13 protein-coding genes are annotated in these 13,667 nt (G+C 73.0%); 6 read left to right on the top strand and 7 right to left on the bottom strand.

Going from position 1 to position 13,667, the window contains the following annotated elements:
- Positions 1-32: 32 nt before the first annotated feature.
- From ACFCZF_RS27505 to ACFCZF_RS27480, 6 genes are all read right to left on the bottom strand, one after another.
- Complete coding sequence (locus ACFCZF_RS27505) at positions 33-1,448, bottom strand: SLC13 family permease (protein ID WP_376673897.1); 1,416 nt, start codon at positions 1,446-1,448, stop codon at positions 33-35.
- Positions 1,449-1,545: 97 nt separating this feature from the next.
- Entirely contained in the window at positions 1,546-2,208 is a 663-nt protein-coding gene (locus ACFCZF_RS27500) for a response regulator transcription factor (RefSeq protein ID WP_375919812.1), read from the bottom strand.
- Complete coding sequence (locus ACFCZF_RS27495; protein WP_376673896.1) at positions 2,205-3,698, bottom strand: ATP-binding protein; 1,494 nt, start codon at positions 3,696-3,698, stop codon at positions 2,205-2,207. The genes ACFCZF_RS27500 and ACFCZF_RS27495 overlap by 4 nt, the downstream gene beginning before the upstream one ends.
- On the bottom strand, positions 3,628-3,948 hold the full coding sequence (locus tag ACFCZF_RS27490; protein WP_375919818.1) for a small secreted hydrophilic protein: 321 nt from the start codon (positions 3,946-3,948) through the stop codon (positions 3,628-3,630). Before ACFCZF_RS27490 ends, ACFCZF_RS27495 begins: the two co-directional genes overlap by 71 nt.
- A gap of 80 nt (positions 3,949-4,028) precedes the next feature.
- The gene (locus ACFCZF_RS27485) at positions 4,029-4,310 is read right to left on the bottom strand and encodes an Lrp/AsnC family transcriptional regulator (RefSeq protein ID WP_055416531.1); all 282 of its coding nucleotides are present in this window, start codon (positions 4,308-4,310) and stop codon (positions 4,029-4,031) included.
- Positions 4,307-5,077 (bottom strand): rhomboid family intramembrane serine protease, encoded by a 771-nt coding sequence (locus ACFCZF_RS27480; RefSeq protein ID WP_375919822.1) that lies wholly within the window; start codon positions 5,075-5,077, stop codon positions 4,307-4,309. The genes ACFCZF_RS27485 and ACFCZF_RS27480 overlap by 4 nt, the downstream gene beginning before the upstream one ends.
- Positions 5,078-5,234: 157 nt before the next feature.
- On the opposite strand from ACFCZF_RS27480, the gene ACFCZF_RS27475 reads away from it, so the two are divergent.
- From ACFCZF_RS27475 to ACFCZF_RS27455, 5 genes are all read left to right on the top strand, one after another.
- On the top strand, positions 5,235-5,474 hold the full coding sequence (locus tag ACFCZF_RS27475) for a hypothetical protein (protein WP_055416529.1): 240 nt from the start codon (positions 5,235-5,237) through the stop codon (positions 5,472-5,474).
- A gap of 63 nt (positions 5,475-5,537) precedes the next feature.
- Positions 5,538-6,881, top strand: a complete 1,344-nt coding sequence (locus ACFCZF_RS27470; protein ID WP_376673895.1) for an NYN domain-containing protein — start codon at positions 5,538-5,540, stop codon at positions 6,879-6,881.
- 243 nt (positions 6,882-7,124) lie between these two features.
- On the top strand, positions 7,125-8,168 hold the full coding sequence (locus ACFCZF_RS27465; protein ID WP_375919858.1) for an NlpC/P60 family protein: 1,044 nt from the start codon (positions 7,125-7,127) through the stop codon (positions 8,166-8,168).
- Positions 8,169-8,382: 214 nt separating this feature from the next.
- Positions 8,383-9,396, top strand: coding sequence for an NlpC/P60 family protein (locus ACFCZF_RS27460; protein ID WP_376673894.1), 1,014 nt, complete (start codon positions 8,383-8,385; stop codon positions 9,394-9,396).
- An 88-nt stretch (positions 9,397-9,484) separates the two neighbouring features.
- The gene (locus tag ACFCZF_RS27455) at positions 9,485-10,678 is read left to right on the top strand and encodes a hypothetical protein (RefSeq protein WP_376673893.1); all 1,194 of its coding nucleotides are present in this window, start codon (positions 9,485-9,487) and stop codon (positions 10,676-10,678) included.
- Positions 10,679-11,110: 432 nt separating this feature from the next.
- Here the strand turns inward: ACFCZF_RS27455 and ACFCZF_RS27450 are convergent, their stop codons facing one another.
- Entirely contained in the window at positions 11,111-12,349 is a 1,239-nt protein-coding gene (locus tag ACFCZF_RS27450; protein ID WP_376673914.1) for a glycosyltransferase 87 family protein, read from the bottom strand.
- A 119-nt stretch (positions 12,350-12,468) separates the two neighbouring features.
- On the opposite strand from ACFCZF_RS27450, the gene ACFCZF_RS27445 reads away from it, so the two are divergent.
- A complete protein-coding gene (locus ACFCZF_RS27445) occupies positions 12,469-13,611 on the top strand; it encodes a glycosyltransferase family 4 protein (protein ID WP_376673892.1) in 1,143 nt (380 codons plus the stop codon).
- Positions 13,612-13,667 lie beyond the last annotated feature (56 nt).

The raw sequence follows: 13,667 nt of genomic DNA, 5'->3' as shown, positions 1-13,667 counted from the left end.
CACGGAGGGCATGGCGGACATGGAGGGCTCCTTCAACGGGTCACGGGTACGCCGAGCAGCGGCCAGACGGCGGCGGCGAAGAACAGCACGAGGGCGGCGGTCAGCGGTGCCAGGACGGCGGACAGCCGCAGCAGGTCGCGCGGGGTGTAGGTGGGGGTGCCGGGGATGTCGGAGAAGAGCGTGACCGGCTTGGCGGAGGCCGGGAGCGTGTGGCAGAAACCGGCGGCGGCGGTGGACGCGAGCGCGGCGGCGACCGGGTTGACCCCGGCGCCCACGGCCGCGGCGATCACCAGCGGGACCAGGACGGAGGAGCGGGCCGAGCGGGACTGGAGGACCAGGTGGGCCGCCGTGCTCACCGCCACCACGACCCCGAGGAAGACGGCCGGTGCGACGTGCGCGGGCAGCCCCGACACCAGCCACTTCGCGGCACCGGAGTCGGCGAGCGCGACGCCCATCGCCATGGTCGCCGCCATGAACAGCAGCAGCGACCAGGGCACGGTCTTCAGCGCGTCCTTGAGCCGTACGGTGCCGAGCGCGGGGGAGGAGGCGACGACCGCGCCGATCAGCGCCACCACCGCGGGCGACACATGGTGCAGGGGCTCGCTGCACCACAGGGTCACCACCGTGGCCAGCAGCGCGGCGCAGCGCTTCTCCGCCTGCGTCCAGGGCCCGGTGACCGGGCTCTCGGTGTGCCGCTGTATCTCCTCGGCGGTGATACGGACCGGGCCCTTGCGGTCCGCGCGCCGAGTCGTCGTCAGCAGGACCGTCTCGGCGGCCAGATGGGAGGAGGTCACCGCCAGCGGCAGGCCGAGCAGCAGCCACTGGGTGAAGCCGATCCGGTCCCCGGTCGCCTCCCACAGCACCGACACCGTGATCAGATGCGCGCCCGCGCCGATCAGCGTCGCCACCGCCGACAGCAGGATCACGGTCGGGAACAGCAGCGCCAGCATCACCACCAGTCGCTTCCGGTCGGCGAGTGCCTTGGCGAGGGCCAGGAACACCGGCAGCGCCAGCGCCGCCCGGCCCGACGTGGCCGGCACCGCGAACGCCGTCACGACCAGCGCGGCCGTCGTCAGATGGACCAACTGCCGTACGCTGCGCGCCCCGCCGACCAGGAACGCCGCCGCCCGCCCCGCGAGCCCGGTCCGGGCCACCGCCGCCGCCAGCACGAAGGCGCAGATCAGCAGCCACACCGTGTCGTCACCGAGGGTGCCGAAGAGGGTGTCGCTGCTGATGACGCCGGTCGCGGTCAGCGCGAGTCCGGCGCCCAGCGCGATGTACGTGTCGTCGATCGGCGTACCGATCCAGGCGCAGGTGGCCAGCGCGAACACGGCGAGGGTGAGGCGCGCGTCGCCGCCGAGGGCGGGGAAGTTGGCGGGTACCGCCAGCAGCGCGCACAGGGACAGCGCCACGCAGAGGGCCGCCGCTAGGCGGAGGTTCAACGTCACGTCATCGAGGGTTCTCCTTGGCGGTGAGCCCTCAATGAGTCCGACATGAAGGAAACTTCACACAAAAGCCGGTCGGCCCGCCAGTGCGCCGAGTGCGTCAGCCCGGCAGCCGGTAGCCCATGCCCCGTACCGTCTCCACCCGTTGCGCCCCCAGCTTCTTGCGCAGCGCCCGCACGTACACGTCCACGATGTTGGAGCCGGGGTCGAAGTCGTAGCCCCACACGTGGGACAGGATCTGCTCCCGCGACAGGACCTGCCCCGGGTGGCGCAGGAACAGTTCGAGCAGCACGAACTCACGGGCCGTCAGGTCCACGGTCCGCTGCGCGGCACGGGCGCGGCGGGTGCGCAGGTCCAGGGAGAGGTCGCCGGACCTGAGCACCGTCACCTCCGGTGCCCTGGCCGCCGTACGCAGCCGCAGCCGTACCCGGGCGAGCAGCTCCTCGAAGCGGAACGGCTTGGTCATCCAGTCGTCGGCGCCGCCCTCCAGGCCGGCCACCGTGTCCCGTACGGAGTCCCGGGCGGTCAGCACGATCACCGGGGTCGTCACCCGGGACTCGCGCAGCTCCCGCAGGACCGTGAAACCGTCCCGGCCGGGCAGTCCGATGTCCAGGACGACCAGGTCGAAGCCGCCGGTGAGGGCGTACTCGTAGGCGGCGTCGCCGTCGGCGACGGCGGTGGTGGTGAAGCCGTTGGCGCGCAGGCCCTTCTCGACGAAGGAGGCGATGCGCTCCTCGTCCTCGACGATGAGGATGCGGTTCATGGGCGTGCCTCTTCCAGAGTGAGTACGAAGGTGGCGCCGCCGCCCTCGGTGGCGCGCAGGCCGACCCGGCCGCCGTGGCCCTCGGCGATCGCCTTGACGATCGACAGTCCGAGCCCGGCGCCCGTGCCGCGCACCCCGCGCCGGGTCGTGCCGCGCCGGAAGCGCTCGAAGACGACCTCGGCGTCCTGCGGCTGGACCCCCGGTCCGGAGTCGGCGACGTACAGCTCGATCCGGGCGCCGTCGGCGCGGGAGCCGATGCGGATGGTCTGGCCGGTGGTGGTGTGCTGCACGGCGTTCTGCGCGAGCTGCACCATGGCCTGGGTGATGCGCTGGGGGTCCAGCTGGGCCTCGCGGTCGGCGACCCCGTCCAGCACCCAGTCCCGGTCGCCGAGGGTGCGGGCCTTGACGTAGACGTCGGCGGTGAGTTCGGCGAGCTGGACCGGCTCGGGGGTGACGAAGTCGGGGCGTTCGGCCTTGGCGAGGAGCAGCAGGTCCTCGACGATGCGGCTCATCCGGTCCAGTTCGTCGGTGACGAGGCGGACGGTCTCCTCGCGTTCGGCCGGGTCGTCGCCCATCAGTTCCAGGTGGCCGCGCACGATGGTGATCGGGGTGCGCAGCTCGTGGCTCGCGTCGTCGACGAACCGGCGCTGGGTGCCGAAGGCGCGTTCCAGCCGGTCGAGCATGGCGTTGAAGGTCTCGGCGAGCGCGGCCACGTCGTCGTGGCCGTGCACCGGGATGCGCCGGGTCAGGTCCTGCTCGGTGAGCTGTGCGGCCGTGGTGCGCACCAGCCGGACCGGTTTCAGGATCCGGCCCGCGACCACCCAGGCGATGCCGGTCGTCATCAGCAGGGCGACGCCGGAGATGGCGAGCAGGACGCGGAAAACCTCGTCCGCGCGCGCCTGTTCCCGCCCGGGATGGAAGGCGACCACGAAGGCGGCCGCCGGTTCGCCGCCGTAGCGGGCCACGGTGACCTTGGCCCAGCGGATGTCCCCCTCCGGCCGCTCCAGAGTGCCGGTGGAGTCGGGCGAGGCGTAGATGCGGCGCCTGGCGTCGGCGTCCTTGTGCAGGGGCAGGCCGACCGGGATCTCGCGCTGCTGGATGATCTGCGTGGGCCTGCTGCCCACCTCGCCCACCAGGCCGATCAGCTCCTCGTCCAGGTCGGCGTACTGCCTCTCCAGGAAGACCTTGAGCAGCCGCTCCGGTTCGGTGAACGGGAGGCCGGTCTCCGGGTCGAAGCCCTGCTCCTCGAAGTTGGCGAACTCGCCGGCCTCCTGGGCGAGCAGGCCGTTGATCCGCTGGTCGGTGTCGCGCAGCAGGATCGAGCGGGTGGTCGCGGCCACCGAGGCGAGGGCGACCGCCATCACGAGCAGCAGCCAGAGCAGGATGCGGACCCGGGCCGAGATCCGGCGGCGCTCGCGGTCAGCCGTCGTCGCCGGCTCCGTCGTCGGCGCCCCGGTCGTCTCCGGCGTCGTTGCCTCGGTCGTCGTCATCGTCGTCATCCGGAGCGCTGTCGGTCACCGGTGGCCGGGTCACCACCTGGTCGCTGGGCGTCGGCTCGGGCGAGGAGGAAGTGGGTGAGGAGGAGGTGGGGGTCGGGGTGGGGGAGCCGCTCTCCAGCTCCACCTTGGCCGGGACCTTGGGTTCCTGCGGACTGTCGGTGAGGGCGAAACTGGTCGCCGCGATGCCGAGCGGGATCAGGACGACGGCCGCCAGGGCCGCCATCCGGCGTGAGAAGACCATGTCCCTGATCCTGCGCCCGACACCCCGCGTCCCGGATGAGTCCGGGATGAAGAACTCTTCATCCGCGTCCTCGCCGGACGCTAGTTGTCGAGCCCGATGGCGAACGCCGCCTCCAGGTCGTGCTGCGAGTACGTCCGGAACGCCACGTGCGTGTCCGTGCCCTCCACGCCCGGGATCTTGCTGATCCGGCCGGGGATGACCTCCGCCAGGTCCTCGTGCTCGTTCACCCGCACCATGGCGATCAGGTCGTAGGTGCCGGTGACGGAGAAGACCTCGCTGACGTTCTCCAGCGCGGCGATCTGCTCCGCGATCTCGGGGATCCGGTCCACGCTGGTCTTGATGAGGACGATCGCGCTGATCACGGCTGTTTCTCTCCCTCGGGGGCCGTCACTGGAACACTCTGCACTCTAGTCGTACGCCCGAACCGCACCCAGGCGAAGACGAAGCCCAGCCCGAAGCCGACCAGGTGCGCGAGGTACGCCACCCCCGGCCCGTCGCCGGCCCGTCCCGCCGCCATCCACTGGAGGCCGGCCCAGAAGGGCAGCACGACCCAGGCCGGGAAGCGCAGCGGCAGGAAGAAGAGGAAGGGCAGGAGGCTGGTCACCCGGGCGCGCGGGAAGAGGAAGAGGAACGCGCCGAGGATCGCCGAGATGGCCCCCGAGGCGCCGACCAGGGACTGCTGGGAGTGGGCGTTGGCCCCCGCGTAACCGAGCAGGGCCAGGTAGCCGCAGCCGAGGTAGAACAGGGCAAACTGGAGCCTGCCCATCCGTTCCTCGGTCATCGCGCCGAAGACGTAGAGGAAGAGCATGTTGCCCAGCAGGTGCACCCAGCTGCCGTGGACGAACAGCGCCGTGGCGGGGGTGAGGGCCGATCCGGGGGAGTCCTCGAACAGTTCTGCGGGGATCACGCCCCAGCGCCGGAAGTAGGCGCGCTGTGCGGCGAGCAGTTCGTCGCCGGTGCCGTACACCGGATTCAGGCCCGCCGCCGGGCTGACCAGGAACAGCAGACAACACAGGGTGATCAGCCCGTACGTCACCGGTGCCGACCGGCCCCGGGTCGTGCGGGTCCTGCCGGGTGTCCGGACCGTCCTCACCGTCCTGAGGGCCGCCGTGCTCCAGTTGCGGATCATGGACACAGAGCATGACGTAACGGGACGCAACCGACCGGGCCGCCTCGCCGCCGTGGACACGCGGGCGTCGGGTACCCGCCAGGCCGTAGGGTTACGAGCCACACGCACCGGGGGAGCCCGGCGCGGCACCGACACCGGAAGAGAGCGAACAGCCACGATGACGGTTCCCCTGCCGACCGACACGACGCGGTGGCGCTGCACCCTCTGCGGCAACCTCACCCGCTTCGACGTGACCCGGGCCTCGAAGGTCGTCGAGTACGTGCACCTCGATCTGGCCGGTGAGCCGAACGTCGAGGAGCGCGAGGTGCTCAGTGAGACCATCGAGTCGGTGCGGTGCCGCTGGTGCAACGCCGTGGACCAGGTGGAACTCGTGGACAGGCCGGGTGCCGCCTCCTGAGCGGAGCGGCCCCGCACAAGGCGATCCCGCAGTGGGGCCGCCCTGAGACATATGGGGTGACGGATGGTGGAGACACAAGGCGGGGAGCCGGGCGACGGCGCCGCCGAGGTGCTCGACCGGCCGCTGCCCGACGGCGTGCGCCGCAAGGTCGTGCAGATCGTGTCCGACGGCTTCGGCGGACTCACGGTCGGCGAGCTGCCGGCGCAGCTGAGACAGTACGCCCGGTTCGCCCCGAACCGCAGGGCCAAGTTCGCCGGCAACGCCATGGCCGCCGCCGTGGAGACCGATCCCCTGTTCCGCCAGCGCATCGGCGAGAAGCTCAGGGAGGCCCAGCCGGAACTGGCCGGGGCCCTGGACGCCGCCTCCCCGCCGCCGGCCGCGGACCCGCTCGACGTGGCGGCCGCGGCCTACGTGCTGCGACCGCACGGCTGGGTGAAACTGGTGACCGCCGCCGGCGAGGAGGCGCAGCGCGCGGACGCCGAGCGCGCCGACGAGGAGAGCCGCGCGGAGCTGGAGCGGCTGCACGAGGAGCTGGCCCGGGCCCGGGAGCACACCAGGACCGAGACCGAGCGGCTGCGCGCCGAGCTGGACGCGGCGAAGAAGGAGGGCGAGTCGCTGCACCGCAAGCTGCGCTCGGCCCTCAGCGACGTCAAGCGCGGCGAGGCGGCGCTGCGCAAGATCCGGGCCGAGATCGACGCCGTCCGCGCCGAGGGGCACGCCCAGGTCTCCGCCGCCGAGAGCGAGACCCGGCGGCTCAAGACCCGGCTCGGGGAGGCGGAGGCCGCCCTGGAGGCCACCCGCAAGGCGGCCCGTGAGGGGCGCAGCGTCGAGGACATGCGGGTGCGGCTGCTGCTGGACACCCTGCTGGACGCGACGCAGGGGTTGCGCCGGGAGCTCGCGCTGCCCCCGGTGTCGGTGCGGCCCGCCGAGACGGTGGACGCGGTCGAGCCCGGCCGGATGACGCCCAAGGACATCGCCGCCCGCGCCCTGTCCGAGAACGACCCCGCCATCCTCGACCAGTTGCTCGCGCTGCCCCAGGCGCACCTGGTCGTCGACGGCTACAACGTCACCAAGACCGGCTATCCGCAGATGCCGCTGGAGAAGCAGCGGCTCCGGCTGCTCGGCCAGCTCTCCCAGCTCGCCGCACAGACCGGCGCCGAGATGACCTGCGTCTTCGACGGCGCCGAACTGGTGGCGCCGGTGCTGCTCGCGCCGCCGCGCGGAGTGCGGGTGCTGTTCTCCAAGCCCGGCGTCACCGCCGACGAGCTGATCCGCCAGCTGGTGCGGGCCGAGCCGCCGGGACGGCCGGTCATCGTCGTCTCCACCGACCGCGAGGTCGCCGACGGCGTGGCGCGCGCCGGCGCACGCCCGGTGGCGTCCGCGGTGCTGCTCAAGCGGCTTTCCTAGCCCCTCGCCGACCCCTTGCTTCACTTTCGTGGCAACCGCAACGTAGGCGCTCTATGCCTGAATTGACGGAACCGTCACGCAACGTAGTGTCAAGTAGGGATTACCGCACGTGAGTTGTGGCAAAGAATGCGGTGCGTAACCGGGATTTTTCGGCGGAGGATTTGAACTGATCACGAGTGGGTCACTAGGGTCAGCCCTCGAACCCTCGCACGGGTGATCCCTCTCAAGAAGGAGCTCGTCTCCGTGGCGTCCCACCGTCGTCCCAAGCAGCCGAGCCGCACGCGCGTGACCGTGCTGACCACCGCTGCCGCCGCCGCTGTCGCTCTCAGCTCACAGGCCGCCAACGCCGCCCCGAGCGAGAAGCCGAGCAAGGACGAGGTCAAGGCCAAGGTCGACAAGCTCTACGAAGAGGCGGAGCAGGCCACCGAGAAGTACAACGGCGCCAAGGAGAAGCAGGAGAAGCTCCAGAAGGAGATCTCCACGATCCAGGACAACGTCGCCCGCGGCCAGGAGGAGCTCAACGACCTGCGCGACGGCCTCGGTTCGATGGCCAGCGCCCAGTACCGCTCCGGCGGCATCGACCCCTCCCTCCAGCTCTTCCTCTCGGCCGACCCGGACGACTACCTGGACAAGGCCTCCACGCTCGACCAGCTGAGCGGTCAGCAGGTCGAGGCGCTGAAGAAGATCCAGGACAAGCAGCGCGACCTCGCCCAGCAGCGCTCCGAGGCCACCGAGAAGCTCAAGGACCTCGCCTCCACCCGCACCGAACTGGGCAAGAAGAAGAAGGAAGTCCAGGGCAAGCTCTCCTCCGCGCAGAAGCTGCTCAACACGCTCACCGCCAAGGAGAAGGCCGCCCTCGCCGCCGAGGAACAGCGCGCCACCCGCAGCAGCGAGCGCGAGGTCCTCTCCGGCGGCACCGGCAAGCCCGCCTCCGGCCGGGCCGCCGCCGCCTTCGCCGCCGCCCAGAGCAAGATAGGAACGCCGTACGTCTACGGCGCCACCGGCCCCTCCTCCTTCGACTGCTCGGGCCTGACCTCCTGGGCCTACGCGCAGGCCGGCGTCGGCATCCCGCGCACCTCCGAGGCACAGACCGGCGCGGGTACGCGCATCTCCTCGATGAGCGACCTCCAGGTCGGCGACCTGGTCTTCTTCTTCAACGACCTGCACCACGTCGGCCTCTACGCCGGCAACGGCCAGGTCCTGCACGCGCCGCGCAGCGGCACGGTCGTCCGCTACGAGTCGATGAACACCATCGGCGGTCCGTTCATGTTCGGCGTGCGCGTCTGACCCGACGCCCCTCCCGAACCCTTCAGTCGCCCTCGCCATGCCGCCCGTTCGGGCGAATCACGGTACGGCCTTTGGACCCCCGCCCCGCCGGTGACCTGCGTCAGCGGCGGGGCGTCGTGCTGCGCGCGCCCCCGAGGTCGTTGGCCGGTGCCCCGCCACGGGGTTACTGTCTGCCGCGTTTCCCTGTCCGCCAGCGGAAGGAGTGCGGCTTCCCGTGGGGTTCCATCGCCGCCTTGCACCAACCGGGCTCGACCGCGGCGCCACCGCCGCCGTCGGCCTGCTGTCCGTCGCCGCCGCGGTCCTGGGCGCCGTACCGGCCACGGCCACCCCGCACGAGGACCGGCGGGCGGAGGTGGACCGGCTCCACACGGAGGCGGAGCAGGCGACCGAGGCCTACAACAAGGCCGACGCGCGCACCGACGCCCTGCGCGAGGAGGTCAGCACCGCGCAGGACTCGATCGCCCGGCAGCAGGAGCGGATCAACACCATGCGGGACGCGCTCGGTTCGCTGGCCGGCGCCCAGTACCGCTCCGGCGGCATCGACCCGTCGCTGGAGCTGCTGCTCGCGACCGACCCGGACGACTACCTGGACAAGGCCTCCGTGCTCGACCGGATCACCACCCACCAGGCCGGTGAACTGAGGGAACTCCAGGGCGCCATGCGCGACCTCGCCCAGGACCGCGCCGAGGCCGGCCGGAAACTCACCGAGCTGGAGAAGGGCCGCAAGGCCGTCGCCGCCCACAAGAAGACCGTGGAGCGAAAGCTCGCCAAGGCCCGCGAGCTGCTCAACTCCCTCCCGGACGACGAACGCGCCGCCTACGACCGCGGCTCCCGCTCCGGCCGTGCCGACCTGCCCGCCCCCGGCGACGCCGGCCCCGTCTCCGGCCGCGCGGCGGCCGCCGTCGCCGCCGCCCGCTCCGCCCTCGGCAAGCCCTACGTCTGGGGCGCCAACGGGCCCACCGGCTTCGACTGCTCGGGCCTGACCCAGTGGTCGTACGCGCAGGCCGGGGTCGGCCTGCCGCGCACCTCGCAGGCGCAGTCCGGCGCCGGGCAGCGGGTGTCCCTGGCCCAGGCCCGGCCCGGCGACCTGGTCGCCTACCGGGACGACGCCAGCCACATCGGCATGTACGTCGGCAACGGCCAGGTGATCCACGCGCCCTACCCCGGCGCCCCCGTGCGCTACGACCCGGTCGGCATGATGCCGGTCTCCTCGGTCACCCGGGTCTGAGCCTTTCGGTCACCCGGGGCTGAGCCTCGCGGCCCTTCGGTGCCGCCGCCCGCTGCCTCCTTCGGCCGGCCGCCCGTACGATCGGGAGGTGGCTGGTCGAAGGCGGGTGTCGGGTTCCTCGGTGGTGGCGCTGTGCCTGCTGCTCGTCTCCCTCGTGTCCTGCGGCGGCCGGGCCGCCGCCGACCCCGTCCCGGCCGAGGTGCAGCGGGTACTGGACCGGCGTGCGGAAGCCGTCCTCGACCACGACCGGGCCGCCTACACGCGCACGGGCACCGGGGCCGGCTTCGACAACCTGGGCGAGGTACCGCTGGCCGCCTGGTCGTACCGCGTGACCGGCGTGGACCGCACCGGCGACACCGCCACCGCCGACGTCGAGCTGCGCTACCGCATCGAGGGCCACGACCGGGGCCCCGTCACCACCGGCCGCACCGTGCGGCTGAGCCGGGACGGTGCGGACGGGCGGTGGTCCGTCGACTCCGACCGGCCCGCGAAGCAGTCCGGCCAGCAGCCGTGGGACCAGGGCGCGGTCGAGGTCGTCCGGGGGACGCACAGCCTCGTGCTCGGCGTCGGGCAGTCCACCGGGGCGCTGCGCGGCTACGCGGACCTCGCCGACCGGGCGGTGCCGGCCGTGTCGGACGCCTGGGAAGGCGACTGGGCCCGCCGGGTCGTCGTACTGGTGCCGAAGTCGCTGGAGGGGATGGCGGGCCTGCTCGGCTCGCCCGCCTCCTCCTACCGGGGCATCGCGGCGGTCACCACCGGCGAGACGGGCGGCCGGGAGCAGGCGCCGGCGGACCGGATCATCGTCAATCCCGACGCGTACGGGCTGCTCGGCACCCTCGGCAAGCAGGTCGTACTCACCCACGAGACCACCCACGTCGCCACCCGCGCCGACACCACCGCCGCCACCCCGCTGTGGTTGTCCGAGGGTTACGCGGACTGGGTCGGCTACCGCGACGGCGACCGCGCCCCCGCCGATGCCGCCCCCGAGATGGCCGGCGCGGTCGCCGAGGGCCGCGTGCCCGCGAGTCTCCCGACCGACGAGGACTTCGGCTTCACCGCCGACGCGGACGAACTGGCCCGCGCCTACGAGGGCGGCTGGCTGGCCTGCCGCATGATCGCCGACCAGTGGGGCGAGGACCGCCTGGACGCCTTCTACCGCGCGGTGGGCGCGCACGAGAAGCGCGCGGGGGCGGTCGAGGACGCGATGAACGAGGTGCTCGCGGTGACGCCGGAGGAGTTCACGGCACGGTGGCGGGAGTATCTGCGGGCGGCGTTCGACTGAGTCTGGGGTTGTTCCTTGCGGGGGCTGGGGGCTGGGGGCCGGGGGCCGGGGCGGGGAGAGGGGGTGCCGCCGGTCGGCGGGCACTGGACGGTCGGCGAGCACTGGGCGCGGGCGGTGGTGGGGCGGAGGCGCCGGTACCGGTCGATCTGGAGTGCAGCGGGCGTGGTGGTCACCCGCGGTCTCACCCGTGTCGCCGGATGCCGTCCGTTGCCGTCCGCTGCCGACGGCGGAGTGCGGCCGCCTGGGCGCCGCCCGGGTGCGCTCGACTGCCGGGCGCGGGCCTGACGGGCGTCGGTTCGGCTCTTGCCGGGGTCGCGGGCGCTGCAGGGCGCCCTCCCTCGGAGCCGACCTGATCCGAACGGCACCCCCAGCGCCGGCCCGGCCGAGGCGACGCGCAGTGGTGGCGAGGTTGCTCCGGCGACGCAGCGCGGATCACGGCGAGGCCGGTGCCTCGCTGGTGCGGGCGGCCGGGGAGGACGGCGTCGGGGCGAATCTGCCGCGTGGCAGCGTGTCGCGCCACAGGGCGCGGGCCGCGACGAGGGCGGCGGCCACCAGCAGGCCGTTGCGGACGGCCAGGAGCGCGATGCCGAGCGGATCGCTGGCGACGACGTACGCGAAGTAGACCGGGAACTCCAGCACCGTCACCAGGCTCGCCGCCAGCACCAGGGCGACCGGTACCCGCATGCGGCTCGCCCGGAAGCACCGGCAGACCGCGGCGAGGCCGATCAGCCACACCATGTACTGCGGACTGATCACCCGGCTCGTGACCGTGAACATCAGCACCGCCACGAAGGCCGCGTCCGCCGCCGTGTGCGCCGCGAAGCGCGTGGCAGCCAGCCGCCACAGCAGCAGCCAGCCGAACGCCAGCGCGGTCAGTGCGAGGGCGACCGTGCTCACCGCGCCCACGTACGGGCCGAGGAACTCGACCGAGCCGTAGTTGAGCAGCACCTCGCCGTCCCAGCCGAAGTGCCGGGCGACGTGGAAGACCAGCGAGCCCAGTGACTCGACCTCGGTGCCCCGGTCGCGCTGGAACGTCAGGAACGCGAACGCCCCGGGCATCGTCGCGGCGAACAGCGCCGCAAGCCCCGCCCCGCTCAGCGCCGCGGCGGCCCACGACGCCCGCCCGCGCATCCCGAGGAGCACCAGCGCCGGCCACACCTTCAGCAGCGCCCCGAGCGCCGCCAGGGCCCCCGCCACGCGTGGATGCCGGCCGGCGGCGAGCAGCGCCGCCACCGCGACGGCGGTGACCATCACGTCGTAGCGGGCGTACACCGTCGGACCGAGCAGCGGAACGCCCGCCACCCACACCCACGCACCGCGCGACGAGCGCCCGGAGCCCCGGCTCGCGTGCCACAGCAGGGCGAGGACGGCCAGGTCCACGGCGCAGGCCAGGACGAAGAAGGCCGTCGCGTACTCCAGGAAGGGCAGCAGCGCGGGGGAGAGGATCGCGAAGGCCGCCGCGGGCGGGTACTGCCAGGTGACGTCGTCCAGCGGAAACGTTCCGGTGCGCAGGACCTCGTACCAGTCCCGATAGATGACGGACACGTCGCTGGTGACGTCCGGACCGGGGAAGACCAGCACCTTCAGCACCAACAGCAGCAGCACCAGCCGCGTGGCGCCCCAGGCCGTCAGCAGCCACGCCGCGGGCCGCCTCGCGTCCGTCGTCTCCACGTGCTCCCTGCCCGTCCGCGTGCCGTGTTTCGCGGCCATGATGACCCGGACACCTGTGCGTGTGCCACCGGAGGCGCCGGGCCCCGCGCCGCGCTGCGGGTTCGGTAGGGTCGGCGGCGATGCGCAAGACCTTGATCGTGACGAACGACTTCCCGCCCCGCCCGGGCGGCATCCAGGCCTTCCTGCACAACATGGCGCTGCGGCTGGACCCCGAGCGGCTCGTCGTCTACGCCTCCACCTGGAAGCGCGGCCGGGAGGGCACCGAGGCCACCGCCGCCTTCGACGCCGAGCAGCCCTTCACCGTCGTACGGGACCGTACGACGATGCTGCTGCCGACGCCGGGCGCGACCCGGCGGGCCGTCGGGCTGCTGCGCGAGCACGGGTGCACGTCGGTGTGGTTCGGGGCGGCGGCGCCCCTCGGGCTGATGGCGCCGGCGCTGCGGAAGGCGGGGGCCGAGCGGCTCGTCGCCACCACCCACGGCCACGAGGCCGGGTGGGCCCAGCTGCCCGCCGCCCGGCAACTGCTGCGCCGGATCGGGGAGTCGACGGACACGATCACCTACCTCGGCGAGTACACGCGCTCCCGGATCGCGGGCGCGCTCACCCCGGACGCCGCCGCGCGGATGGTGCAGCTGCCGCCCGGCGTCGACGAGAAGACGTTCCATCCGGGCAGCGGCGGCGAGGAGGTGCGGGCCCGGCTCGGGCTGACCGAGCGGCCGGTCGTGGTGTGCGTATCGCGGCTGGTCCCCCGCAAGGGCCAGGACACCCTGATCCGGGCGATGCCCCGCATCCTCGCCGCCGAGCCCGACGCCGTACTGCTGATCGTCGGCGGCGGCCCCTACGAGAAGGACCTGCGCCGCCTCGCCGCCGACACCGGCGTCGCCGCTTCCGTCCACTTCACCGGCGCCGTCCCCTGGTCCGAGCTGCCCGCGCACTACGGCGCCGGCGACGTCTTCGCCATGCCGTGCCGGACCCGCCGTAACGGCCTGGACGTCGAGGGTCTCGGCATCGTCTACCTGGAGGCCTCCGCGACCGGCCTGCCCGTGGTCGCGGGCGACTCCGGCGGGGCTCCCGACGCCGTACTCGACGGGGAGACCGGCTGGGTGGTGCGCGGCGGCGACGAGGAACAGGCCGCCGACCGCATCGTCACCCTCCTCGCCGACCCGGAACTACGCCACCGCATGGGCGAGCGCGGCCGCGCCTGGGTCGAGGAGAAGTGGCGCTGGGACCTGCTGGCGGAGAACTTGAAAACACTCCTTTAGGGCAGCGCCGTCAGGGGCGCGGGGAACTGCGCGAGGAACCACGATGCACCCGCACC

The organism is Streptomyces sp. NPDC056296, from assembly GCF_042268605.1.
Lineage (GTDB): Bacteria > Actinomycetota > Actinomycetes > Streptomycetales > Streptomycetaceae > Streptomyces.
This window is presented reverse-complemented; position numbering and strand designations above follow the sequence as displayed.

Bases quoted from the DNA above. Each gene is read 5' to 3' on its own strand.
- ACFCZF_RS27490 (WP_375919818.1), bottom strand. From the start codon at position 3,948: ATGGTCTTCTCACGCCGGATGGCGGCCCTGGCGGCCGTCGTCCTGATC.
- ACFCZF_RS27495 (WP_376673896.1), bottom strand. From the start codon at position 3,698: ATGACGACGACCGAGGCAACGACGCCGGAGACGACCGGGGCGCCGACG.
- ACFCZF_RS27480 (WP_375919822.1), bottom strand. From the start codon at position 5,077: ATGATCCGCAACTGGAGCACGGCGGCCCTCAGGACGGTGAGGACGGTC.
- ACFCZF_RS27445 (WP_376673892.1), top strand. From the start codon at position 12,469: ATGCGCAAGACCTTGATCGTGACGAACGACTTCCCGCCCCGCCCGGGC.
- ACFCZF_RS27470 (WP_376673895.1), top strand. From the start codon at position 5,538: ATGGTGGAGACACAAGGCGGGGAGCCGGGCGACGGCGCCGCCGAGGTG.
- ACFCZF_RS27500 (WP_375919812.1), bottom strand. From the start codon at position 2,208: ATGAACCGCATCCTCATCGTCGAGGACGAGGAGCGCATCGCCTCCTTC.
- ACFCZF_RS27475 (WP_055416529.1), top strand. From the start codon at position 5,235: ATGACGGTTCCCCTGCCGACCGACACGACGCGGTGGCGCTGCACCCTC.